A 24,040-nucleotide genomic window follows, 5' to 3' on the forward strand; every position below is an offset into this window, starting at 1 on the left:
GGGAGTGATCAAAATGGCAGACAATAACTTATTGGTTCATCCTCAACAAGGCCAGTTGGTTCACGATGTGAATGAGACGAATTCAACTCTAGCCTATGTTAGTTTAAAAGTGTTAGCACTCGAAGAAGGTGAAGCCTATCTAGAAACACTTACGGAACAAGAGTGTTGCATTGTGGCGTTGACAGGAAAAATTACGGTAACAGAAGGACATCATCAATTTAACAAAATAGGCACCCGTCAATCTGTGTTTGACAAACGGCCAACGGACAGCGTTTACGTGTCTGCGGGACATCAATTTGGTATTCGTGCAGATAGCGAGGCGAAAGTCGTCCTCGCTTATGCACCATCAACAAAAGAATTGCCAACAACCTTTATTGCAGCAGTAACTAATACGATAGAACATCGTGGTAAACGAGCAAATCAACGTCTTGTGCATAATATTTTACCGGATTCAGTCGATATCTCTGAGCGATTATTGGTGGTAGAGGTGTATACAGAGGGTGGGAATTGGTCAAGTTATCCACCGCATAAACATGACCGCAATCAGTTGCCGGTTGAATCATTACTCGAAGAAACCTACTACCACGAAATGTATCCACCGCAAGGGTTTGTTTTTCAACGTGTGTATACTGATGATCGTTCAATTGATGAAACAATGACTGTTGAAAATGGTGATGTCGTACTCGTACCAAGCGGTTATCATCCAGTGGCTGTGCCGGATGGTTACAGATCATACTATTTAAATGTGATGGCCGGACCGGTCAAGAAATGGCAATTCCATAATGACGAAGCGCATGAATGGTTGTTAACAAAAGATTAATTCGAAGGAGTGTTGGAGCGAATGCTAATTAACAATGATGAAACGAAAAAATATGATTTAGTTGCTGTGGGCCGCGCCTGTATTGATCTTAATGCGGTTGACTATAATCGACCGATGGAGGAGACGATGACCTTTGCAAAGTACGTTGGTGGTTCACCAGCCAACGTGGCGATTGGTTTGGCTAAATTAGGGTTGAAACCAGCGTTTATTGGGAAGTTGGCAGATGATCAACACGGTCGTTTTATTAAAACGTATATGACAACTGCGGGTGTTCAGATGGATGAATCGGTCGTTGATTCAGCGGGACATAAAACGGGACTAGCGTTTACTGAAATTAAAAGTCCATCCGACTGTAGCATTTTAATGTATCGAGATGAAGTTGCGGATCTTTATCTTGAAGCAACTGAAGTGAGTGAGTCCGCTATTAAAGCATCGCGTTTGTTACTCGTGTCTGGAACAGCATTAGCAGCAAGTCCCTCGCGCGAGGCGATTTTGACAGCCGTCAATTATGCGAAAAAACATGGGGTTCCGATCGTGTTTGAATTGGACTATCGTCCTTATACGTGGCGTTCTGCAGTCGATACGGCCGTTTATTACAGGCTTGTAGCAAATGAAGCGGATATAATTATTGGAACACGTGACGAATTCGATCGCTTGGAAAACCATGACGGCGGCGAAAATGAAGCAACCATCACGGATTTGTTTAAGCAACGTGCGCAATTAATCGTGATTAAGCATGGCGTCGAAGGATCGTATGCCTATACAAAGGCTGGCGAGGTGTTTGACGGTAAGGTTTACCGAACAAAAGTCTTAAAAACATTTGGTGCGGGTGATTCGTATGCGGCCGCCTTTATTTATGCACTGTTAGAGGGAAAAACGATTGATACGGCACTTAAGTATGGGAGTGCAGCAGCTGCAATCGTTGTTAGTCAACATAGCTCATCTGATGCGATGCCGACGGTTGCTGCCATCGAAGCGTTAATTGCAAGTCACCAACCATAAGGAGGTACATAAATGGAAACGATACGTTTAACAACGGCGCAGGCATTAGTGAAGTTCTTACACCAACAATACATTGCGATTGATGGCGAAGAAATACCGTATGTCGCGGGTGTATTTACTATTTTCGGACATGGCAATGTTCTTGGAATCGGCCAAGCGTTACAAGAAGATCCGGGTCATTTACAAGTATACCAAGGGAAAAATGAACAAGGGATGGCTCATGCGGCAATGGCCTTTAGTAAACAGTTGAATCGACGCCGTATTTTCGCGGTGACTGCTTCGGCTGGTCCGGGGTCTGCCAATTTAGTAACCGCGGCAGCAACCGCCTTCGCTAATAATATTCCGATGTTACTGTTGCCGGCAGATACATTTGCCTCGCGCCAACCTGATCCGGCGTTGCAACAATTAGAACACGAAGCGAGTTATGCCCTAACGACAAATGATGCTTTTCCAGCTGTGTCGCGTTATTTTGATCGTATTCAGCGACCGGAGCAATTGATGAGTAGTTTATTGCGTGCGTTTGAAGTGATGACGAATCCGGCGACAGCAGGACCAGCAACCCTTTGTCTTTCACAAGATACGGCAGCAGAAGCGTATGATTACGATGTTAATTTTTTTCGCAAACGCGTGCATTATGTGAATCGGCAACTACCGACACAGCGTGAAGTGACAGGTGCTGTTGAACGTCTGCAAAACAGTCACCGACCAGTGATTGTTGTCGGTGGAGGGGCACGGTATTCAGGTGCTGCGGCCATCTTGCAAACAGTAGCTGAAAAACACAGTATTCCACTGGTTGAAACACAGGCTGGCAAAGCGACGATTAGTAGCGCCTTCACTTACAACTTGGGTGGTACAGGGATATTGGGTACTTCCGCAGCAAATCAAGTCGTTGCCGAAGCTGATCTCATCATCGGTATTGGAACGTGTTACAGTGATTTTACAACCTCATCAAAGACAGCCTTTGGGAAAAATACATCATTTATAAACATTAATATTAATCGTATGCAAGCTTATAAATGGGAGGGGTTTCAAGTCGTAGCGGATGCGCGGGCTGGACTGGAAGCAATCGCCGCACAGTTAGGTGATTATCAAACAGCTTATGGCAATCAGTTACAGACGTATAAAGCGCAGTGGCAAGCAGAACGTGAGCGTTTAGCGACAGTTGTGTTTGAGAGAGAGCGATTTGAACCTGAAATTAAGGGGCAATTTTCACAAACAATTTTGAATGAATATGCGGATGCACTGCAAACGAACTTAACGCAAACAGCCGCTTTAATAGCCGTCAATGATACGGTTGATCCGACTAGTATTATCGTTGGGTCAGCAGGTTCATTGCCAGGCGACTTGCAACGCTTATGGCAAGCGACGGTTCCATTGACCTATAACTTAGAATATGGTTATTCGTGTATGGGGTACGAAGTTGCTGGCGCTCTGGGAGCAAAGTTGGCCGCGCCTGAGCAAGAAGTGTACGCGGCGGTCGGTGACGGTAGTTTTCTGATGCTTCATACTGAGTTAGTGACGGCTTTGCAATACAATAAAAAAATCAATCTGCTCGTGTTTGATAATGCGGGTTATGGCTGTATCAATAACTTGCAAATGGCCCATGGAAGTGACAGTTATTGCTGTGAGTTGCGTAATGAGCACGATACTATTATGAAAATAAACTATGCACAAGTGGCAGAGGGATATGGTGCCAAAGGTTATAGCGTCACGACGAAAACAGAGCTAATTGCAGCTCTTAAAGATGCGCAAATGCAAACAGTTTCAACCGTGATTGATATAAAAGTACTGCCTAAAACAATGTCAGATGGCTATGATTCATGGTGGCACGTCGGTGTAGCGGCGGTGTCAAATAAAGCAAGTGTACGAGCCGCGTATCAAGCGAAAGAACTGCAGTTACGCGATGCGAAACGCTATTAGGAGGAATTTGATGACAATAAAATGGGGGATTGCACCAATTGGATGGCGCAACGATGATTTGCCTGAACTTGGTAAAGCTAATACTTTACAACAACTGTTAAGCGACATTGTTGTTGCTAACTTTGAAGGGACGGAAGTGGGAGGTTTTTTCCCTGATGCAGACACATTGAATAAAGAGTTGGCATTGCGTCAGTTAGAAATAGCTGGACAATGGTTCAGTAGCTATCTGATTCGTGATGGCATCGAGAAAGTTGAAAAGGCATTCACCGAGCATTGTGTGTATTTGAAAAAAGTAAACGCAACAGTTGCAGTTGTTTCAGAACAAACCGGTAGCATACAGGCGACCACGAAAAACGTTTTTACAGCAAAGCCCTTTTTCACGGATGAAGAATGGGTGGTCGTAACGACTGGTCTTGATCGCTTAGGCGAGATAGCGAATGCCTATGGTTTAAAACTGGTCTATCATCATCATCTAGGGACAGGCATTCAAACGGGTGCAGAAGTGGCACGTTTATTAGAAAATACAACGCCGTCGAAGGTACATTTATTATTTGATACAGGCCATATTTATGTGTCTGATGGCGATTACTTAATGTTATTTGATGACCATAGTGACCGGATTGCTCATATTCATTTCAAAGATGTACGGGCTCATAGCTTGGCGGCTAGCCAAGCTCAAGGTCACTCGTTTACAGAGGCCTTTTTAGCAGGCATGTTCACCGTCCCGGGTGATGGTGTGATTGACTTCAAGCCACTGTACAAACGGATTAAGGCGATGCAGTATGACGGTTGGATTATTGTAGAAGCAGAGCAGGATCCCGCTGTTGCCAATCCACTTGAATACGCTTTGATTGCACGTCGCTATATTGATGATAAGTTAATGGGCAATTAACCTAACCTAGGAGGTTTTTAGAAATGAGTGCAGACGGTAAGACGATGAAGCAACAACAATCACCTAACAAACGATTGCGTTTGGTCACTTGGATTTCCACTTTTGGTGGTTTATTATTCGGTTATGATACAGGAGTAGTCAATGGAGCGTTGCCATATATGGCGGCATCTGATCAATTAAACTTGACGCCTGTAACGGAAGGTCTTGTCGCAAGTTCCTTAACGTTCGGTGCGGCCTTTGGAGCCATCATCAGTGGGCATTTTTCAGATAATAAGGGTCGGCGGAAGTTGATTATGTATTTAGCGATACTATTTTTTATCGCAACAGTTGGTTGTTCGATTGCTCCGAATATTGAAGTGATGGTCATTAGTCGTGTTTTACTCGGTTTGGCAGTCGGTGGTGCATCGGTAACGGTGCCGGCTTATCTATCAGAAATGTCACCCGCGCATAGACGTGGTCGAATGGTGACAATTAATGAGTTGATGATTGTCACCGGGCAGTTGATGGCCTTTACCTTTAACGCCTTGTTAGCTACTGCCTTTGGTGATGTGAGTCATATTTGGCGCTTTATGTTAGTCATCGCAACGATTCCTGCTGTCATTTTATGGTTTGGGATGTTAGTGATGCCAGAAAGTCCCCGTTGGCTCGCATCAAAAGGGAAGTTTGGCGAAGCCTTAGCCGTCTTGTTGCAAGTTCGTAAAAAAGATGTGGCACATGAGGAGCTAGCAGAAATCAAAGAGCATCTTCAAAAAGAGGATGCGATTCAAAAAGCACGTTGGAAAGATTTATCAATTCCGTGGATTCGACGAATTGTCTTTATCGGGATTGGGATTGCCATCGTCCAACAAATTACAGGTGTTAACTCAATCATGTATTATGGCACACAAATATTAAAAAATGCCGGTTTTGAAACGCAGGCAGCGATTATTGGTAATATTGCTAATGGTGTCATCTCGGTTTTAGCAACATTTGTTGGAATCTGGTTGTTAGGTAAGATTGGTCGACGTCCGATGTTAACCATCGGTTTAGTTGGAACGACAATTGCACTGACACTCATCGGTGTTTTCTCATATTTATTGGAAGGCTCACCAGCATTACCTTACGTTGTTTTATCGTTAACAGTTACCTTTTTAGCCTTTCAACAAGGGGCGATTTCACCGGTTACTTGGTTAATGTTATCCGAAATTTTCCCTTTGAAATTACGTGGCTTAGGGATGGGTGTGACTGTCTTTTGTTTATGGATCACTAACTTTCTTGTCGGTTTTTCATTCCCGATTTTATTAGATGGCTTTGGTCTCTCGAACACCTTCTTCGTCTTTGCTGTTCTGGGTATCGGTGCAATTATATTTGTTCGCAAATGCTTGCCAGAAACAAAAGGCTATAGCTTAGAACAATTGGAATATTTCTTCAAGAACCACGTCAAGTTTAAATAAAGACAACTGAGGAGGAATTTGAAATGGTATTAAAAATTGGTGTCATCGGTACAGGTGCAATTGGACGCGAACATATTGATCGTTTAACGAACACAATAGCAGGTGCGAAAATTGTGGCAGTCACTGATGTGAATCAAGTTGCTGCACAAGATACGATTGAAATGTATGGGCTAGATGCGGTTGTATATCCGGATGATCATCGCTTAATAGCGGCGGATAATGTGGATGCTGTGGTTATTACAAGTTGGGGGCCTGCTCATGAGGAGAGCGTCTTGGCGGCGATAGCGGCCGGGAAAGCTGTTTTTTGTGAAAAGCCATTAGCGGCAACAGCAGCTGGAGCAAAACGAATTGTGACTGCTGAGATGGCGTCTGGCACCAAGCTTGTGCAAGTTGGTTTTATGCGCCGTTACGATGCAGGATACCTCGGCTTGAAAGAGGCTATTGCAAACCATGCGATTGGGGCACCACTAATGGTCCATTGTGCTCATCGAAATCCGACGGTCGATGAACGTTACTCAACGGAGATGGCGATTTCAGATACACTGATACATGAAATTGATGTGTTGCATTGGTTAATTGCGGATGATTATCAATCGGTGCGAATCGATTTCCCTCGTAATACGAAACAGGCACGTGAAGGGCTACGTGATCCGCAAATTGCAACGTTGAAAACGAAAAACGGCGTCATTATAACAGTCGAAATTTTTGTGAATTGTCAATATGGTTATGATATTCAATGTGAAATTGTTGGTGAAGACGGCATTGTTAAATTACCCGAATTCTCAAATATTATCACACGTAAAAGCGGTCAATTGCGCCAATCAATTTTAGCCGATTGGAAGGACCGTTTCACACGTGCTTATGACGTTGAATTACAAGCATTTATCGATGCACTTAAAACCAAAGGTGAACCAACAGGCCCGTCAGCCTGGGATGGATATATTGCCGCAGTCACTGCAGATGCATGTATCGCTGCGCAGACGAGTGGTCAAGAAGAAAAAATTGACCTTGAGGAAATGCCAGCTTTTTATCGGTGAAAATTTGAGGTTTATCTTGAATTGGCAGTGCTAGTCAGCCGTATCATCTCGTAACCAAAGTCGCTTGAACTACTTTATAGAAAAAGCAGTTTCAGTCGGCTTTGTCTACAATTTGAACGCTCACAACTTTTTTGTGGGCGTTTTGTATTTGGAGGTTAAAACAGACAATTAGTTGAGAACGTAGGAAGTGTTTGGCTTGCTAGAATAGCGAGAAACGTTTTAAAAGTCTGTTATCAAAGTGGAGGGGAGCTATCATGCGGAAAATTATTAGTGTCGGTATTGCTTACATCTTCTTTTATGTACTGTTAACCTTTGCGTTGTTTGAAGTGTTTAGTTTGTCTAGCGGGCAAAAAACAGACGCAAAAGAATTAGTCATCGAGTGGTCAGCCAGCCTCTTTATCGCTTATACGATAATCTGCTTAGCACTGAAAGGGTGGTTGCGAAAACGAAAAAAAAGGTATTTACCGAGTCGTGGTACGTTTGCCTATGTTGAAGCGCGCCTTAACTATAATCAGGCCTGTGGCTATCGATTTGGTTACAAGGTAACGGTTAGTATCATAACGATTTGTCTAATCGGTCTTGCTAGCTTAGGTTTCTTTGGTCATGAGCCTGCGTTGTTCAAGTTGTCAGGTGTGGCAATAGCGTTAGTGGTGTTGTGCTTTGTTATTTGTTGCGGAATAGCTGGGTATGTCATTGGCTGGTGTCTGGCGGATAGCGCTAAAAATAATCATAAATAAAAAAGGAAACATCTGGTTAGATGTTTCCGAAGGCACGGTCGTTTATTTATAAACAGTCACATTAACGCTCCGACGTCCCCAATTATAACATTTATTAACAGTGTTAAAGTGGATATCGATTTTATTACCTTTAATCCAACCGCCAGTGTCACCAGCGATGGCTTCGCCATATCCTGGTACATAGACCTTGCTTCCAAGTTTGATTACTTTAGGATCAACAGCGATGACATTAGATGTTTTTCGTAAATCAATGCCACGGGCGGTGAAATTACTCATCCCTTTTTGTTGGCGACTATAGGCTGAGGCACTAACACGCACTACCTTACTTACTTTTTTTGCAGTTGTTTTTTTAACGACAGCTTTTTTGGGAGTCGTTTTTTTTGCCGGTAAAACAAGAACCTGACCAATGCGGATTTTGTTAGCATTTTTTATGTTATTTTTTTTCAGCAGTTCAGAACTGCTGACGTTATATTTTTTAGCTATCAAGGAAATTGTATCTCCGCGTTTCACCTTAATGCTAGCAGCACTAACGGTATCGCTGAAGGCGAAGATAGAAAGAGTAATGGCTCCTATGAGTAAGCCACTCATTAATTTATGTTTGAATGATTTTTTATACATGGTTTTAGACCATCCTTTAGTTATCTTTTTAGTTATAAGATAAGTATAGCTTTATTTTTGGACTTGTATGTTACAACGATGTAACAGTTCGGTGAAAAGTCTGAGTCAAAAAGAGCTTAGGAATCGGCAAAAAAAGACAGGATGCTTATTGCATCCTGTCTCAGCCTGAAGATAAACGCGGTTCTAAATCGTTGCCATTTATTTGAAAGTTGCCAGTTTCTGGTTGATTGAACGAGAGTGAAATCAGCGTTTTCTTGCTAATCTTCTGATTGGTAATCGGTATTTTGTGTTAAATCGACATCTTTTAATGGAATTAAACGAGATTTGTTTTTGAGTTTATAGGCAAAGTATAACAGTGCGAAAACAGGTAATGCCGCGTAACTAACAAGCATTTGGTCGAGTTGGAAGTTGATAATAGAATCGTAATTTTGACCAATGATAACGCAAATACATAAGACGAGCGCTAACATCGAACCAATTGGGAACCAAGGTGCCTTGTATTTTAATAAAGAAGAGTCAATGTTTTGTTTCGCAAACGCGCGACGAAAACGGAAATGACTAATGGCAATCCCTGCCCAAGCAATAAAGCCGGTTAGCCCACTAGCGTTGATGAGCCATAAGTAAGCCTGTGGACTTAAAAATGACAACGAATAAATTCCGACTGTTGCAACGAAACAAAGGAGTAGGGCAACGAACGGGATGCCAAAGCGATTCGTGCGACGGAATATTTTACCAGCAGCACCATCGTGTCCCATGGCGAACAACATCCGTGATGATGCGAATAAAACAGAGCTACCCGATGATAAAATCGACGTTAAAATGACGGCGTTCATGATTGAAGCGACAAAGGCTAAGCCGGCCCGTTCAAATACTAACGTGAATGGGCTTGTTGTGACATCTGAGCCCCCCATTAATTCAGGGCTTGTATACGGAATAATTAAACTGATAACAAGAATCGTCAAGATGTAAAAAAGGAGGATACGCCAAAAGACTTGTTTGATTGCCTTTGGAATACTCTTTTGTGGATTTTCGCTTTCACCAGCCATCACGCCCACTGATTCACTCCCTTGAAAGGAGAACCCGGCGATTAAAAAGATACCTAAGAAAGCGAGGAACCCACCATTAAAAGGAGCATCGCCAACTGTGAAGTTTTTAGTGCCGATAAATTCGCCACCAAGAATACCGAAGATTGTTAAAAAACCAACGATTAAGAAAACGATAATAGTGACCACTTTAATGAGCGCAAACCAGTACTCGCTCTCACCATAAAATTTAACAGAGAGGGCATTGAGGGTGAAGATGATGACAAAAAAGATAATCCCCCATAAAATAAGCGGAATGTTAGGGAACCAATAGCGCATCACAAGAGATGCCGTCGCGACATCGACCGCGATAGTAATGATGCCGTTTAACCAGTAATTCCAGCCGATTGCAAAACCGAAGGCTGGATCAACGAAGCGGTTCGCATAAGTTGCGAACGACCCAGAAACGGGCAAATATGTTGCCATTTCACCAACTCCAGTCATTAAGAAGTAGACCATCGCCCCGATTAAGATGTAGGCGAGAATCGCGCCACCAGGACCTGCTTGGGAGATAGCTAAGCCGCTCGACATGAATAATCCTGTTCCGATGGCACCACCAATCGCCATCATTGATATATGTCTTGTTTTTAGTTTACGTTTAACTTTTACATTTGCTGCCATATTAAAACCTCACTTTATGTAGTTGTTTAGCCATTCGCTTTCGTACGTTATCAGACTAAAGCGTTTCGATATATCTATTAAACATCATATATAAGCAATTGTCAACACCTTTGTTCAAATGTATTCACTCGAAATTATAGCGTTATTTCGTTATAATGGAAGGACGTTAGATAGAGGGATGGGGATATGATGAAAATAGTATTTGTTAGACACGCACAAAAAGAACGGCAGTCATACGTAAAGGACAAGGAATTACCGCTAACAGCAGCAGGTTTAGCGTCTAGCTTAGCGTTAGTGAGACAACTGGAGGGTTATCAGTTTGATAGGGCGTTTAGTAGTCCGTTCAAACGGGCAAAGGATACGATAGCGCCGTTGGTGGTTGCAAATGACTTAGCGCTAACTGAATGTGAGGATTTACAAGAACGACGAGTGAAAGCTGAGGGAGTAATTAAACCAGCTGATTATGTTGCACGTCAATGGGCTGATTTCGATTATAAATTAACAGGCGGTGAAAGTTTAGCAGAGGTTCAAGCGCGTTTAATCGCTAAAATCAATGCGTTCGCCCTTGCTTATCCACAACAAACGCTTTTAATTGGCACACATGGAACAGCTTTAGCGACCATTCTTAATTATTATGATGCATCATTTGGTTTAGCTGACTATTTACAATTGAAACCGCTGATGCCGTATGTGTTAGAAGCTCGTTTCGAAGGGACGACGCTCGTAGGAATGAAAGTCATTACTATTGAATAAAAGGGGATGTTGATAATGTCAATGAAAGAACTATTCGGTAAGGTATTTGACCAAGAAGCGAAAAAAGTGGCGAAACAACTCGCTGAAACAATTACGATTACGATGGTGGGCGACGTGAATGCGGGGAAATCATCAACCATTAATCGAATCCTCAATCAAGATGTGGCTGAAGTCGGAGCTAATCCAGGCAAGACGGTCCAAATTTCTGAGTACGATTACGGCGATGGGGTGGTTTTGGCAGATACACCGGGTCTGAATGATATTATCGCAAGTCATTCGGATGAGACACGCGCGTATTATCGGCGGTCGGATATTATTTTGTTTTTCTTAAATGCAGCCGGAACCGTCTACTCTGAAACAGAAAAACAAGCGTTGGCGTTCGTTGCTTCCGAAAATAAAAAACTGATTATCGTGTTAAATAAAATTGATGCATCGGATGATGTGCCAACACAGGTGGCATATATTAGAGAACAAACGAATCATGCGTATCCAGTAGTGGCAGTGAGTTCTCGTACAGGTGAAAACATAGACGAGTTGGTACATGTGATGCTTGCTTTGGCGAAAGACAACGAAAAGGAGTTGCTTCTCGCAAAAAAGCTTCGCGATCGAGCGAGCGTCGCTAATCGCTGGATTTTGACAGCGAGCGCTTCGGCAGGAGGGGTAGGTGCATCTCCCATTCCTTTTTCGGACTCAATTGCGTTATCAGCGCTACAGATTAGCCTCGTTTTAAAGTTGGCAAGTTTATATGACCGCCGACTCACAAAGTCTAATCTTCAAGATATGATGCTCCCCTTAATTACAACAACGCTCGGTCGCACCTTGGCTGGATCGCTAGCAAAGGTGATTCCTGGAGTTGGAACGGTTGTAGGTGGCGCAATTAATGCTGGCGTGGCAGCAAGTGTAACAGCTGCCATCGGCTATGCTTTTAAAGCCGTCTTTGAAAAAGACATGTCGTTGGATGCGCAGTTGATACAATCACTCTTTAAGGATTTCTTGAAAAAAGAACAACGACGTAAAAAATAAAACTGTTATATACTGTACTAATTTTAAAAAACATAAAAATGGTACAGAAAGTTAACAATGTTGTAACAGTTTTACATTTCACACGGTTTACTAGCGCTTTTTTTAATGTATAATTATCACATAGTTTGAATTTATTTATTTCCTGTATCATAATGGTTCTTTTTTACAGTAGTACAATAAACGAAAAGGTGATGATAGTTATGACAAACGAAACAAAACGAACTACAGGTGCTGACTTATTTGTCGACACATTAATTAACAACGATGTGGAGTACGTGTTTGGTATTCCAGGGGCTAAAATTGATAAAGCGTTCGATATTTTAGCAGAACGCGGACCAGAAGTCATTGTCTGCCGTCATGAACAAAATGCGACATTAATTGCTCAAGGAATCGGCCGTATTACAGGTAAGCCGGGTGTTGTTTTAGTTACATCTGGACCAGGTGTGACTAACTTAGCAACGGGCTTAGTTACAGCAACTGCAGAAAGTGATCCTGTCTTAGCTGTTGGTGGGAATGTTACACGTAAAGATAGCTTGAAACGGACGCATCAATCAATGGATAACGCCGGCTTTATGAAACATGTGACAAAGACCAGTGTTGAAGTACAAGATGCCGGTGCAATACCTGAAGCGGTGACAAATGCTTATCGTGAAACGATGATGGGACGTCCGGGGGCAACCTTTGTAAGTATTCCACAAGATGTTATTAGTGCAACAGATGTAGCTGCTAAAGCGATTCCGCATATTTCAGCGCCACATCTCGGATCAGCATCGAAACGTGATGTTACAACTTTAGTTGAGCGATTAAGCAAGGCTAAACTTCCAGTGCTCTTATTGGGGATGCGTGCGAGCTCAATCGAAGCAACAGCAGCGATTCGTCATTTCTTGGCAAAACATCCGATGCCAGTTGTTGAAACATTCCAAGGTTCAGGTATTATTTCTCGTGAGCTTGAAAGTAACTTTTATGGTCGTGTTGGTTTGTTCCGTAACCAACCAGGTGATTTCTTGTTAAACCAAGCAGATCTCGTTATTACTATTGGTTATGATCCAATCGAATATGATCCAATCATTTGGAACCCGGATAACAACCGTACTATCGTTCATCTTGATACAGTAGCAGCGGATATCGATCACAACTACCAACCAGTAACAGAACTTGTGGGTGATATTACAGAAACGCTCGAACTTGTCACTGAACAGTTTAAAGGGATTACGTTGGACGCAACTGCCGAAGCAGTCTTAGCGGGCATACGTGAAAAACAGCGTCATACACTTGTTAAAGAACCAGCCCTCGCTGATCAAACCCGGGTACATCCGATTACGTTAGTGAATACGTTACAACGTCTCTTAACAGATGACATGACTGTGACAGTCGATGTTGGCTCAATTTACATTTATATGGCTCGTCTATTCCGTAGCTACGAACCACGTCGTCTTCTCTTCTCAAACGGGATGCAAACACTTGGTGTCGCTTTGCCTTGGGGGATTGCTGCTTCGCTCGTTCGTCCAACTGAAAAAGTCGTGTCAATGTCAGGTGATGGTGGCTTCCTCTTTTCAGGTCAAGAACTTGAAACAGCCGTACGCTTAAAATCAAACTTAGTACACCTTGTTTGGAACGATGGTACATACGATATGGTTGCCTTCCAGCAACAAAAGAAATACGGTAAAGATGCTGCTGTTAAATTAGGACCAGTTGATTTTGCAATGTACGCTGAGTCAATGGGGGCAAAAGGTTTACGTGTAAATGATATTAGCGAATTAGAGTCTGTTTTAAACGAAGCATTAGCAACTGAAGGGCCGGTTGTTGTTGATATTCCAGTTGATTATCGCGACAACATCAAACTAGCCGACATGGTAATGGAAGATACAATGAACTAGGAAGAAGGAACAAAAATGTCTGAAGCAAACGTCAATCAATTATTTCAACATTCAACGATGGGAGCGCTTGTAGGTGCGCAATTTGCCGGCTCGATTACATTTGCCGATCTCTTGAAACAGGGAGATATTGGTATTGGTACCTTGCATGACTTTGATGGCGAATTGGTGGTGATCGATGGTGAGGCTTATCAAATTAAGTCCAACGGGCAAGCCTATTTGAAAGAGCCAGAAGAAACAACGCCATTCGCGAGTGTGTCTCATTTTGAACCGTCACTTTCATTTGAAGTTAGCGGCGGAATGACACGTTTAGAAATCGAGGCGAAGATTCGTGCCTATGCTGAAATTAGCCCGAATATCTTTTTCGCTGTCAAGCTAACGGGAACATTTAAATCGGTAGATACTCGTGTTGTACCGAAGCAAATGCGTCCGTATCAGCCACTTGTTGAAGCGGTTAAAAAACAGCCGGTCTTTCATTTTGAAAATGTCAAAGGAACAGTGCTCGGTTTTTGGACACCACCTTATTTTCAAGGAGTTGGTGTTGCGGGCTATCATCTGCACTTTATTACTGCAGAACGAGACGCCGGGGGTCACTTGTTTGCCTACGACATGTTAGAAGGCACGGTCGAATTGGCTCCACAAACAGCTTTCAAATTACAAGTGCCACAAACAACCGAGTACTATGAAGCGGATTTAAACAATCCTAACATGGTATCGGACATTGAAGAAGCTGAAAATTAAACGCGATATTTTGACTACCCAGATATTTAATTTGGGTAGTTTGTTTGATATGATAGACAAAAGAGGTGAGCCGAATGGCAGTAGAACGAAACATTGCAACGATTGAAACAGAGCGGTTGCTCTTAATTCCATATTATGTTGATTACGTCGCGGCCACGATGGATAGTCATCGGCGATTAGAACAACTTTGTGGCTATCAAGTGGCGCCCGAATGGCCGGGAATTGATTTCCTCTTTTACTTGCCATTTGCCTTAGAACAGTTAAATGAAAATCCAGCTGATTCCAAATGGACACGCCTAATTGTTTTAAAAGAGACCCAAGAAGTAATTGGTGAAATAGGAGGGCAAGGGACACCGAGCGAAACGAAGCGTGTTGAACTCGGATACTCGATCATTCCTCGCTGTCAGAATAAAGGGTATATGACAGAGGCGATTGCAGCGATTTGCGAGTGGTTCATCGCTGAGGGGATGCAACACATTCGCGCCAAGTGTTTTATGTATAATACGGCATCGAAACATGTGCTACAAAAAAATGGCTTTGAATTGGATTACTGTGAAAAAGATATTATTCATTGGCATAAACCGATAGGAGGCCAGTGACGATGACGGTTATTATTGCAAGTGGTAAACCAAAGCGGTGGGATAAATTGATAGCGGTTTGCCCACTCCCTGCTGGTGAAGTCTATACAGGGACGTTTCATCGTCTCTGTCGACAATACGTCGAGCAATTCTTACCAAAGGAACAAGTACTTATTTTGTCACCCTTTTATGGTTTAGTAGCACTCGAGCAAATGCTAGATGAAAGCTATGATGTACGCTTTAATGCGAGTGGTCTTAATTCGACGACGATTACCGCTACGAGGTTACGGGCGCAGTGGCAACAGCACTACAGTGACGAATCGCCGTTGTATTTATTTGGTGGCCAAAAGTTTATCAAAGTGGTGGCGGCCTTTATGACAGCCACCGACGCGCAGCGTGTTCAATATCCACTCCATGGTCTTGGTGGAATTGGGAAGATGCAACAAAGAATGAAACAAGCGATTCTGTTATCAGAACCGTTTCATAGATAAAAAAAGTGACGACAGTTAAAAACGGTTCTATAATTTATGGTGTTGGTGAATTTTCACTGATGCCTATTTTTTCGTAAAAAAATAGCAACATTTTCAAAATCCCTATAATATTAAGTCACCACAACAAATCTATAAGGGGGATTCGACAATGTCAGCTATCACTTTTAATAATATCGCGAATTCCTCTGGAATTACAGATGAAACTATTTCTTTTCCAAAAACATGGTGTTTAACTCAGTTAATTAAAGGTGTTTTAAGCACTTGTTATTTGGGTACACGCTCTTACACACCCTCACGGTGTGCGAATTGCGGCTTTAATAATAAAACAGTTAAACTCATTAAACACGGAACTAAACTATCACGTATCACACTCCCTAAAACAAATAACCTTCCAACCTATCTCTTTTTAAAGAAGCAACGCTTCTTATGTAAAGGATGTAAAACAACCTTTATCGCTTCAACTTCGATGGTAAAACGAAATTGTTTTATCACCAAATGCATCATTCAAACACTAGCTGCCGAAGGGCAGTTTATTACTTCTGAAAAAGATATCGCTTTTAGACAGAGTGTTTCAACAACTACTGTTAATCGTGCTTTACACCAATGGTCTCCTCAATTCAAACCGAACTATCAAAGGCTTCCACTACATCTTTCAATGGATGAATTCAAATCGGTAAAGAGTGCTGAAAGTTAGATGCGTTTTATTTTCACTGATGCGAAAAAATATGAAATCATTGATATCCTCCCATCTAGAAGATTGCATCATCGATCGTTTTCATTTGTCCCAATTAGTAACACGCTCCCTTAATCAAACACGCATTAAACTCATGAACCGTTATGATACTTCAAACTCAGAAGATAAAAAGATTTATCGTAAACTCAAAGCGTATTGGAAATTACTTCTCAAAAACAAAACAGACTTAAGCGATTTTGATTATCGCTATCATCGTTTATTTAACGGACAAAAAAGTTCGAGAGGAATCATCGATTACTTTATGACACTGGATGTTGAATTCAAAGAAACGTACGAACTAGCACAGCAATTACTGATTGCGCTACAACACAAAAATCCCCCTGCTTACCAATCACTGATTCAGACTAAAAAACCTTTCGTTTCTTCACAACTGAAACGCAGTTTAAAAACATTAAACAAGCATTTACCTGCAATCGAAAATAGTTCTAAATACGAGGATTCCAACGGGCATTTAGGAGGGATCAATAACAAAATAAAAGTGATTAAACGGATTTCGTTTGGTTACCGTAACTTTTCAAATTTCAGAAACAGGATTCTACTCGGATTCAATCATAAACGCATCGCTCCCAACTCGTAATTAATTGACTCTTTTACTGTCTTTTAATACGCGAGAGCCTCAATAATAAACGTGCAGCGTCATGACGTTTGTGAAGGCGACTCTAGCGGGAAAAGTGGCAGCTGAATACCCCACAGCGGAGCGCGGAGGATGAAGCGTCACCCGCAGAAAGCGTCCTTCACATTAGGAATGACTACAAAAAAGCAGCTACCAAAAAAGGTAGCTGCAAAAATGACTTATTTTACTAAATTTTGAATAACAACACTATTTGACATAGAGCCTTAAAAACTGTCGTCACTCCAGATTGTAGACAAAGTCTAAACAGACTTCATTTTCTTTGTAATGCTATTACAGTGACTTTGTATACGAGATGATAAGACTGAATAGAAATGTTGTTATAGTAGGAAACACGAGCCTTAGAGGTGAGTGTACAGATGGTACTCGACTCCGATAAGGCGAGGCATTGACGACCTAGAACAGCGTTTATCTTCAGTCTGAAGTGACGACAGTTAAAAACTGTCGTCACTCTTTTGGATTACGAAAGGGGGTACCATGTATGGCCATCACGCGCTAACAGTTCGTCAGCCGCGATTGGACCAGCGCTGCCTGAATCATAATTTGGTAATTCGGTAGGGCTCAATTTCCAACCTTCGTAAATACGGTCAGCCAACTGCCATGAGAGTGCTACTTCATCCCAGTGTGAGAAATAAGTGGCGTCACCGCGTAAGCAGTCGTGAATAACTTTTTCATACGCTTCGGGCGCATTTTGGTCGACCGCATCAGCCGCTGTTTGTAGCTGTGTCGGTTGTGTCGCAAGACCAAGGCCAGGCACCTTGACGTTAAGTTTTAAGGTAATGCTTTCGTTAGGTGCGATTTCAATCACTAACGTATTCGCAACTTTTTCGCTGCTGTCATCAAATAAGTCAGGACGATCGTTCTTGAATTCAATCACGATGTTCGTTTTTTTATTAGAGAGCCGTTTTCCTGTTCTAATGTAGATTGGCACACCGTTCCAACGATCGCTGTGAGACGTCAATTTACCAGCAACATAGGTCTCAGTCGTTGATGTCGGCGAAACGTTTTCTTCTGACCGATACGCTTTAAACGTTTGTGGGTCAGTTGGGTTTGCATCGTACTGACCAGGAACGAATAAATTGTTAACGACATCTAATTCTGGCACATCTAACGAACGTAATAAACGCACTTTTTCGGCACGGATTTCAGCTTTATCTAATGTTAAAGGGAAGTCCATTAACAATAACGATACGACTTGTAAAATATGATTTTGGAACATATCACGTAAGGCACCGCTGTTGTCATAGTAACCACCGCGTTCTTCGACGCCAAGTTCTTCTGCTAATGTCACCTGCACATTGCTAATGTGACGGTTATTCCAGAGTGCCTCAATCATTGGATTGGCAAAGCGGATCGCCGAAACATTTTGTACCATTTCTTTTCCTAAGTAATGATCAATGCGGTAAATTTGATTTTCATTAAAGGCATGACCGAGTGCATCGTTTAATTCCTGTGCTGAAGCAAGGTCATGACCAAACGGTTTTTCAATCATTAGACGTTGATAACCTTTAGTTGCAACTAAGCCTTCAGATTTTAAGCGGATAGCAATTTCATTGAAGAAAGTTGGTGCCATCGCAAGGAAAAAAACACGATTGCCTTTAAGGTGATATGTTGTATCAAGCTCGTTTGATAAGTCTAACAATACCTTATATGATTCTTTGTTCGTAACATCGTGTGAACGATAATAAAAATGGGAAACGAACGCTTGGATGTGTGATTTATCGGCAATAGATGCAATCGAAGAAGCAACACGTTCGCGGAACAAAGCGTCGGTTAACTGGCGACGTGCAGTACCAATAACGGCGAAATTTTCTTTCAAAAATCCTTTTGCATACAAACGGTAGATAGCAGGATATAATTTGCGGTTAGCTAAATCGCCTGTGCCACCAAATATTGTAATCAGTGCTGTTTCTTCAGTAATTTTAGTCATATCGGTAAGCCTTCTTTCATTCTCATTTTAATGCGTTTTTGCTTGCACTTATTAATATAACACGAAAGCGAAAAGTCGGATAGTCAACAATCTTGAAAAAAATAAAATTATTCAAAAAAACGGCACAGGCAACACTGTAAGCGTTACCATAGCTACGTGTTGATAACACACATTAAATTTATTATTACGGCGAAAATTATGGTAAAATAAGACGTAAACCTTACATCAGAGAAAAGAGGCAAGACAAAATGGAAATTACTTTTTTAGGCACAGGTGCAGGGGTACCTGCCAAAACACGCAATGTGAGTGCGATTGCCTTGCAGTTGCTAGATGAACGCAGCACATGGTGGCTATTTGACTGTGGTGAAGCAACCCAACATCAACTGCTGAAAAGCACATTGAAGCCAGGTAAAATTGAAAAAATCTTTATTTCTCACCTTCATGGTGATCATATTTTTGGCTTGCCCGGTTTGCTGAGCAGTCGTTCGTTCCAAGGTGGTGACACGACCTTAACGGTCTATGGACCAAAAGGAATACGAGCCTTTATCGAAACGAGCCTCCGTGTCTCGCAAACACATTTAGCCTATCCGTTAGTAATAGAAGAAATCACACCCGGAATTGTCTTCCAAGATGAACAGTTTAAGGTTGAGACGGCCTTGTTAAGTCATGGAATCGATAGTTACGGCTATAGAATAGAAGAAACCGATAAAATTGGTAAATTAGATGTGGCGGCCTTAAAAGCATTAGGCATTAAACCGGGCCCGATTTTCAAAGACATTAAAGACGGGAAGACTGTAACATTAGCCGATGGTACGACGATTGTGGGTAAGGATTTTGTTGGCGAATCAGTCAAAGGGCGTGTGGTAACAATCTTAGGGGATACACGACCGACTGAAAATTCAGTCAAACTGGCGGAACAGGCCAATGTCCTTGTTCATGAAGCAACCTTTGAAGCGGATAAGAGCAAAATGGCACGGGCTTATTTTCATTCATCAACCACGCAGGCAGCGACAATTGCGGCTAAGGCAAACGCCAAACACTTATTGTTAACACATATTTCATCCCGTTACCTCTATGATGATCTAAACAAATTGGCACAAGAAGCCCGTGAAGTCTTTGAACAGACCGATATAGCGGATGATTTTATGACCTTTGATGTGCCTTACATTGTAGGTGAAGACTGATGCAGATTGAAACAGTTATCGTGACAGGCGCTTCGAGCGGTGTTGGTCATGTTGTGGCGGAACAATTACTCGCACAAGGTAAACGAGTCATTTTAATGGCGCGTCGAACAGAGCCAATGGTGGTATTAGCCAATCAATACCGGGGGCAAGCTCATGTGTATCAATGCGATGTCAGTGTCGCGCAACAAGTGGTAGAGACGATACAAATGGTGCTTGAACGCTTTCCGGTGATTGATGCGATTGTTCATTGTGCTGGTTTTGGGATATTTGCCAATGCAGTCGATACAACAATCGAACAAGTGGAAGGAATGCTGCTCACCAATGTTAGTGGGGGGATTCATTTGAACCAACTATTACTACCACAGTTTAAGCAACAAGGCTATGGGCATATTATGATGATTGCTTCGGTTGCTGGCAAAATCGGGACACCGAAGTCAAGCGTCTATGCGGCCAGTAAGTTTGCGCTTGTTGGTTATACGGATGCGTTGCGGATGGAAGTGGCTGGCGACGGTATCTACGTGACAACGATTAACCCTGGCCCAATTGAAACACCATTTTTTGAGATTGCTGATCCATCGGGCGAATATTTGAAAAACATCGCTCGCTTTAGCTTAACACCAGAGCAGGTAGCGTCGAAAATGGTGCGTTGCCTTGGGAAGAAAAAGCGCGAGGTAACCCTCCCGTTAACGATGGCGTTTGCCGCCCGAGTTCATGCGTTTTTTCCGCGGACAGTGGAGGCAATTGCGAAACCTTTCTTCTTGAAAAAATAGTAAAGTAGCAGTGATAGTCGTGATGTACAAACCTGACGTGACATGTTAAACTACTAGAACATATGTTCGAGTTTGAGGAGTTGGTGAGATGAAACGACAACGTAAAATTATTCATATCGATATGGATTGCTTTTTTGCGCAGGTGGAACAAACTGACCACCCGGAATTGAAAGGCAAGCCTGTTGTTATCGCTAGCGACCCCCGTGTATCAAAGCGTGGGGTTGTTTCGACAGCATCATATGAGGCCCGTACCTTTGGTGTCCATTCGGCGATGTCGAGTGTTGAAGCGTTAAAACTTTGTCCACAAGCAATTTTTATCCCGCCACGGATGGCACGTTATCAAGAAGTGTCACTCAAAATTCGTGAAATCTTTAGCCGTTACACCGATCAAATTGAGCCGTTATCTTTGGATGAAGCGTACTTAGATGTCACCGAAAACAAACGCAATGAACGATCAGCGAGCCGCCTAGCACAACAAATTCAAGCGACAATCTATGATGAACTGCAGTTAACCTCGTCGGCGGGTGTCTCTTATAATAAATTCATTGCTAAACTAGCCTCAGATTACCAAAAGCCAGCGGGTCGAACAGTCATCACGCCTGAGCAAGCCTTGGCTTTTCTTGCGCAGCTCCCGATTGATGATTTTTATGGTGTTGGTCAGGTGACCGCCGAAAAAATGCACACCCTTGGCATTCATACGGGGGCAGACTTATATGAGTGGCGTGAATGGGATTTAATCATGCAGTTTAAAAAACGGGGGTATCAATTGTATCGGCTTGTGAGGGGGATTGATGACTCGCCGGTGCGAACAGCGCGTGAACGTAAGTCGCTAGGACGAGAAACGACCTTTTCGGCCGATGTGATTGATGAACAACAACTGCAACTCACCTTACGTCATTTTGCACAAAAGATAGCGCAAACCTTAACTGAGAAGCAGCTGAGCACCCAAACAATCGTCTTGAAAATTCGTTACAGTGATTTTTCAACTGAAACAAAACGACTCACATTGCCACTGCGGCTCAGTGAAAGTCATGAACTTTATTTTTATGGCCTCCAAATATTTGAAGAGATGTGGACGCAACAACCGGTGCGGCTGATTGGCTTAACAGTTACTAACTTGGCAACGAGACACTATGAGAACTTACGATTGAAAGGGCTATAAAAAGGGGTGTTACAATGGAACGGTGCGAAGGGTTAATTATTCGCGTGATGGATTATCGTGAATCCGATAAAATTATCCGTTTATACACAAAAGAGCATGGCAAAATCAGTTTGGTGGCACGCGGTGCAAAAAAAAGCAACAGTCGGATTGCTGCTGTCACACAGCTGTTTACCTATGGTGAATTCATGTACTTTGGCAACAAAGGATTAGGCACAATTCAACAAGGGGAAGTGATTGAACGCTTCCCGCTCATTTCACAAGATATTTTTACGACAGCGTATGCATCCTACTGTGTCGACTTACTCGATAAGGCGATTGAGGAACGAGAGCCCAATCCGGCCTTATTTTCGTTGATTTATCAAGTGATTGAAAAAATGGCTGCTGGTGAAAATGCACACGTCATTAGTCAAATCTTCGAATTGAAGATGCTTAATGTATTAGGACATTATCCTGAGTTTCGTGGTTGTGTCTTAACAGGTGAGACAGAGGGTCCGTTTGATTTTTCAATCAAACACAATGGTTTAATTTCACGTCGTTGTTTTGATGAGGACCCGAATCGTTTGCAGTTGTCTGATAAGGTGATTCGTTTACTGCGGCTGTATTATTTAATTGACTTTAACCGTCTGGGTAAAATTGATGTGAACGATGAGGTAACGAAACAAGTCCAATGGGCGATTGATACGTATTATAATGAAGTGTCTGGTTTGAATTTAAAAACAAAACGCTTTTTAAATCAAATGTCTGACTGGGGCTCCCAAATGAAAGTGGACACGTCTGAGGCAGCGCCACCTGAATGATGCTAAATGAGCTGTTATGATTGACAATAATACTATTTTATCGTATATTTAAAGACGTATATAGAAGCAATGAAGAGCAGTAGTAGCAATTTAAACCAGTTTCAGTGAGTATGGGATAGTGTGAACCATATAACATGGCGATTGTGAAGGCAGCTTGGAGCTTAGTTTATTGAGGTGGATGATAGTTATATCATCAAGTAGGGTGGAACCGCGATGTTTATCGTCCCTATGTTAGTCATTGTGATTAGCATAGGGGCTTTTTTGCGCCTTATCCACGATGCAAAAAAACAATTACCGAAGGAGAATGTCAAATGAATGTACAAAAAATGATCCAAACATTGCAAGCTTATTGGTCAGAACAAAACTGTCTCTTGCTTCAATCGTATGATGTCGAAAAAGGGGCGGGTACCATGAGTCCTTATACGTTCTTACGCGCTATTGGACCAGAACCATGGGCAGCTTGTTATGTTGAACCTTCACGTCGACCAGATGATGGCCGTTATGGTGAAAATCCTAACCGTCTGTTCCAACATCATCAATTCCAAGTGGTGATTAAACCTTCACCAGCGAACATCCAAGAATTATACTTAGGTTCGTTAGCTGCGATTGGTATTGACCCATTAAAACATGATATTCGCTTTGTCGAAGATAACTGGGAAAACCCGTCAATGGGTTGTGCTGGACTTGGGTGGGAAGTTTGGCTCGATGGTATGGAAATCACACAGTTTACCTATTTTCAACAAGTCGGTGGCTTAGAATGTTCACCCGTCACTAGTGAAATCACGTATGGTATCGAACGTCTGGCATCATACATTCAAGATAAAGAAAGCGTATTTGACTTAGAATGGCATGATGGTGTGACTTACCGTATGTTATTCGGTCAAGCAGAATATGAGCACTCAAAATATGCCTTTGAAACATCAAATCAAGAAATGCTTTTAGCAAATTTTGCGAGTTTTGAACAAGAAGCATTGACGCAATTAGAATTGGGTCTGGTTCACCCAGCCTATGATTACATTCTTAAATGTTCACATACCTTTAACCTCTTAGATGCACGTGGTGCGGTCTCTGTCACGGAACGCGCTAACTACATTAGCCGTATTCGTAAATTGGCCCGTACGGTTGCTAAAACATACGTGGCAGAGCGTGAAAAATTGGGCTTCCCAATGTTGAAAAAGGAGGACAAATAA

Annotated in this window: 23 protein-coding genes and 1 other annotated feature; of the genes, 20 read left to right on the top strand and 3 right to left on the bottom strand. The window is 42.3% G+C overall.

Translation table 11 applies throughout. From position 1 onward, the window contains the following. The first annotated feature begins 13 nt into the window (after positions 1-13). The 7 genes from iolB (at position 14) to ACJYYY_RS05240 (ending at position 7,841) form a co-directional block, all read left to right on the top strand. Positions 14-820, top strand: coding sequence for a 5-deoxy-glucuronate isomerase (iolB, locus tag ACJYYY_RS05210; protein WP_035313107.1), 807 nt, complete (start codon positions 14-16; stop codon positions 818-820). A gap of 21 nt (positions 821-841) precedes the next feature. Next, positions 842-1,822 carry a 5-dehydro-2-deoxygluconokinase gene (gene iolC, locus ACJYYY_RS05215; protein WP_035313109.1) on the top strand — a complete coding sequence of 327 codons (981 nt, stop codon included), beginning with the start codon at positions 842-844 and terminating at the stop codon, positions 1,820-1,822. 12 nt (positions 1,823-1,834) lie between these two features. Next, entirely contained in the window at positions 1,835-3,742 is a 1,908-nt protein-coding gene (gene iolD / locus ACJYYY_RS05220; protein WP_035313111.1) for a 3D-(3,5/4)-trihydroxycyclohexane-1,2-dione acylhydrolase (decyclizing), read from the top strand. A gap of 10 nt (positions 3,743-3,752) precedes the next feature. Beyond that, on the top strand, positions 3,753-4,634 hold the full coding sequence (iolE, locus tag ACJYYY_RS05225) for a myo-inosose-2 dehydratase (protein ID WP_035313112.1): 882 nt from the start codon (positions 3,753-3,755) through the stop codon (positions 4,632-4,634). Between the two features lie 44 nt (positions 4,635-4,678). Next, positions 4,679-6,067 carry a sugar porter family MFS transporter gene (locus ACJYYY_RS05230; RefSeq protein WP_035313127.1) on the top strand — a complete coding sequence of 463 codons (1,389 nt, stop codon included), beginning with the start codon at positions 4,679-4,681 and terminating at the stop codon, positions 6,065-6,067. 23 nt (positions 6,068-6,090) lie between these two features. Next, complete coding sequence (locus tag ACJYYY_RS05235; protein ID WP_035313114.1) at positions 6,091-7,104, top strand: Gfo/Idh/MocA family protein; 1,014 nt, start codon at positions 6,091-6,093, stop codon at positions 7,102-7,104. 254 nt (positions 7,105-7,358) lie between these two features. Next, positions 7,359-7,841, top strand: coding sequence for a hypothetical protein (locus ACJYYY_RS05240; RefSeq protein ID WP_408869199.1), 483 nt, complete (start codon positions 7,359-7,361; stop codon positions 7,839-7,841). A gap of 42 nt (positions 7,842-7,883) precedes the next feature. Here the strand turns inward: ACJYYY_RS05240 and ACJYYY_RS05245 are convergent, their stop codons facing one another. Together ACJYYY_RS05245 and ACJYYY_RS05250 are read right to left on the bottom strand one after the other, a co-directional pair. Further along, positions 7,884-8,459 (bottom strand): 3D domain-containing protein, encoded by a 576-nt coding sequence (locus tag ACJYYY_RS05245; protein WP_408869200.1) that lies wholly within the window; start codon positions 8,457-8,459, stop codon positions 7,884-7,886. A 257-nt stretch (positions 8,460-8,716) separates the two neighbouring features. Next, positions 8,717-10,162, bottom strand: a complete 1,446-nt coding sequence (locus tag ACJYYY_RS05250; RefSeq protein WP_035313118.1) for an amino acid permease — start codon at positions 10,160-10,162, stop codon at positions 8,717-8,719. 186 nt (positions 10,163-10,348) lie between these two features. On the opposite strand from ACJYYY_RS05250, the gene ACJYYY_RS05255 reads away from it, so the two are divergent. The 8 genes from ACJYYY_RS05255 to ACJYYY_RS05290 all read left to right on the top strand — a co-directional run bounded on the left by ACJYYY_RS05255 (position 10,349) and on the right by ACJYYY_RS05290 (position 16,953). After that, entirely contained in the window at positions 10,349-10,915 is a 567-nt protein-coding gene (locus tag ACJYYY_RS05255; RefSeq protein ID WP_035313120.1) for a histidine phosphatase family protein, read from the top strand. Positions 10,916-10,930: 15 nt separating this feature from the next. Then, the gene (locus tag ACJYYY_RS05260) at positions 10,931-11,938 is read left to right on the top strand and encodes a YcjF family protein (RefSeq protein WP_051456793.1); all 1,008 of its coding nucleotides are present in this window, start codon (positions 10,931-10,933) and stop codon (positions 11,936-11,938) included. A gap of 191 nt (positions 11,939-12,129) precedes the next feature. Beyond that, entirely contained in the window at positions 12,130-13,815 is a 1,686-nt protein-coding gene (alsS, locus tag ACJYYY_RS05265) for an acetolactate synthase AlsS (protein ID WP_035313121.1), read from the top strand. Between the two features lie 15 nt (positions 13,816-13,830). Further along, positions 13,831-14,553, top strand: coding sequence for an acetolactate decarboxylase (gene budA, locus ACJYYY_RS05270; protein ID WP_408869201.1), 723 nt, complete (start codon positions 13,831-13,833; stop codon positions 14,551-14,553). Positions 14,554-14,627: 74 nt separating this feature from the next. Then, a complete protein-coding gene (locus ACJYYY_RS05275) occupies positions 14,628-15,152 on the top strand; it encodes a GNAT family N-acetyltransferase (RefSeq protein ID WP_408869202.1) in 525 nt (174 codons plus the stop codon). 2 nt (positions 15,153-15,154) lie between these two features. Beyond that, positions 15,155-15,622 (top strand): DUF6884 domain-containing protein, encoded by a 468-nt coding sequence (locus ACJYYY_RS05280; protein ID WP_035313123.1) that lies wholly within the window; start codon positions 15,155-15,157, stop codon positions 15,620-15,622. A 148-nt stretch (positions 15,623-15,770) separates the two neighbouring features. After that, a complete protein-coding gene (locus ACJYYY_RS05285) occupies positions 15,771-16,316 on the top strand; it encodes a transposase family protein (RefSeq protein WP_408869203.1) in 546 nt (181 codons plus the stop codon). Positions 16,317-16,401: 85 nt separating this feature from the next. Continuing rightward, positions 16,402-16,953, top strand: coding sequence for a transposase (locus tag ACJYYY_RS05290; RefSeq protein ID WP_408869236.1), 552 nt, complete (start codon positions 16,402-16,404; stop codon positions 16,951-16,953). Between the two features lie 514 nt (positions 16,954-17,467). Here the strand turns inward: ACJYYY_RS05290 and zwf are convergent. Next, positions 17,468-18,937, bottom strand: coding sequence for a glucose-6-phosphate dehydrogenase (gene zwf, locus ACJYYY_RS05295; RefSeq protein ID WP_035312897.1), 1,470 nt, complete (start codon positions 18,935-18,937; stop codon positions 17,468-17,470). 248 nt (positions 18,938-19,185) lie between these two features. Here zwf and rnz point away from each other — a divergent pair, with 248 nt between their 5' ends. From rnz to glyQ, 5 genes are all read left to right on the top strand, one after another. After that, entirely contained in the window at positions 19,186-20,121 is a 936-nt protein-coding gene (gene rnz / locus ACJYYY_RS05300) for a ribonuclease Z (protein ID WP_035312898.1), read from the top strand. Then, positions 20,121-20,891 carry an SDR family oxidoreductase gene (locus tag ACJYYY_RS05305; RefSeq protein WP_035312899.1) on the top strand — a complete coding sequence of 257 codons (771 nt, stop codon included), beginning with the start codon at positions 20,121-20,123 and terminating at the stop codon, positions 20,889-20,891. The genes rnz and ACJYYY_RS05305 overlap by 1 nt, the downstream gene beginning before the upstream one ends. Positions 20,892-20,979: 88 nt before the next feature. Beyond that, positions 20,980-22,053, top strand: a complete 1,074-nt coding sequence (gene dinB, locus ACJYYY_RS05310) for a DNA polymerase IV (RefSeq protein WP_035312900.1) — start codon at positions 20,980-20,982, stop codon at positions 22,051-22,053. 14 nt (positions 22,054-22,067) lie between these two features. Then, a complete protein-coding gene (gene recO / locus ACJYYY_RS05315; protein ID WP_035312902.1) occupies positions 22,068-22,850 on the top strand; it encodes a DNA repair protein RecO in 783 nt (260 codons plus the stop codon). A 60-nt stretch (positions 22,851-22,910) separates the two neighbouring features. Continuing rightward, positions 22,911-23,081 (top strand) — a binding site (T-box leader). A gap of 80 nt (positions 23,082-23,161) precedes the next feature. Continuing rightward, a complete protein-coding gene (gene glyQ, locus ACJYYY_RS05320; protein WP_035312904.1) occupies positions 23,162-24,040 on the top strand; it encodes a glycine--tRNA ligase subunit alpha in 879 nt (292 codons plus the stop codon).

This window comes from Brochothrix campestris, from assembly GCF_046058945.1.
GTDB lineage: Bacteria > Bacillota > Bacilli > Lactobacillales > Listeriaceae > Brochothrix > Brochothrix campestris.

Coding starts and splice junctions, on each gene's coding strand:
- iolD (WP_035313111.1), top strand. CDS start 1,835: ATGGAAACGATACGTTTAACAACGGCGCAGGCATTAGTGAAGTTCTTA.
- ACJYYY_RS05255 (WP_035313120.1), top strand. CDS start 10,349: ATGATGAAAATAGTATTTGTTAGACACGCACAAAAAGAACGGCAGTCA.
- iolC (WP_035313109.1), top strand. CDS start 842: ATGCTAATTAACAATGATGAAACGAAAAAATATGATTTAGTTGCTGTG.
- ACJYYY_RS05240 (WP_408869199.1), top strand. CDS start 7,359: ATGCGGAAAATTATTAGTGTCGGTATTGCTTACATCTTCTTTTATGTA.
- iolE (WP_035313112.1), top strand. CDS start 3,753: ATGACAATAAAATGGGGGATTGCACCAATTGGATGGCGCAACGATGAT.
- ACJYYY_RS05275 (WP_408869202.1), top strand. CDS start 14,628: ATGGCAGTAGAACGAAACATTGCAACGATTGAAACAGAGCGGTTGCTC.
- ACJYYY_RS05280 (WP_035313123.1), top strand. CDS start 15,155: ATGACGGTTATTATTGCAAGTGGTAAACCAAAGCGGTGGGATAAATTG.
- ACJYYY_RS05260 (WP_051456793.1), top strand. CDS start 10,931: ATGTCAATGAAAGAACTATTCGGTAAGGTATTTGACCAAGAAGCGAAA.
- glyQ (WP_035312904.1), top strand. CDS start 23,162: ATGAATGTACAAAAAATGATCCAAACATTGCAAGCTTATTGGTCAGAA.
- rnz (WP_035312898.1), top strand. CDS start 19,186: ATGGAAATTACTTTTTTAGGCACAGGTGCAGGGGTACCTGCCAAAACA.
- ACJYYY_RS05305 (WP_035312899.1), top strand. CDS start 20,121: ATGCAGATTGAAACAGTTATCGTGACAGGCGCTTCGAGCGGTGTTGGT.
- dinB (WP_035312900.1), top strand. CDS start 20,980: ATGAAACGACAACGTAAAATTATTCATATCGATATGGATTGCTTTTTT.
- ACJYYY_RS05230 (WP_035313127.1), top strand. CDS start 4,679: ATGAAGCAACAACAATCACCTAACAAACGATTGCGTTTGGTCACTTGG.
- ACJYYY_RS05245 (WP_408869200.1), bottom strand. CDS start 8,459: ATGTATAAAAAATCATTCAAACATAAATTAATGAGTGGCTTACTCATA.
- ACJYYY_RS05250 (WP_035313118.1), bottom strand. CDS start 10,162: ATGGCAGCAAATGTAAAAGTTAAACGTAAACTAAAAACAAGACATATA.
- budA (WP_408869201.1), top strand. CDS start 13,831: ATGTCTGAAGCAAACGTCAATCAATTATTTCAACATTCAACGATGGGA.
- ACJYYY_RS05285 (WP_408869203.1), top strand. CDS start 15,771: ATGTCAGCTATCACTTTTAATAATATCGCGAATTCCTCTGGAATTACA.
- alsS (WP_035313121.1), top strand. CDS start 12,130: ATGATAGTTATGACAAACGAAACAAAACGAACTACAGGTGCTGACTTA.
- recO (WP_035312902.1), top strand. CDS start 22,068: ATGGAACGGTGCGAAGGGTTAATTATTCGCGTGATGGATTATCGTGAA.
- iolB (WP_035313107.1), top strand. CDS start 14: ATGGCAGACAATAACTTATTGGTTCATCCTCAACAAGGCCAGTTGGTT.
- ACJYYY_RS05235 (WP_035313114.1), top strand. CDS start 6,091: ATGGTATTAAAAATTGGTGTCATCGGTACAGGTGCAATTGGACGCGAA.
- zwf (WP_035312897.1), bottom strand. CDS start 18,937: ATGACTAAAATTACTGAAGAAACAGCACTGATTACAATATTTGGTGGC.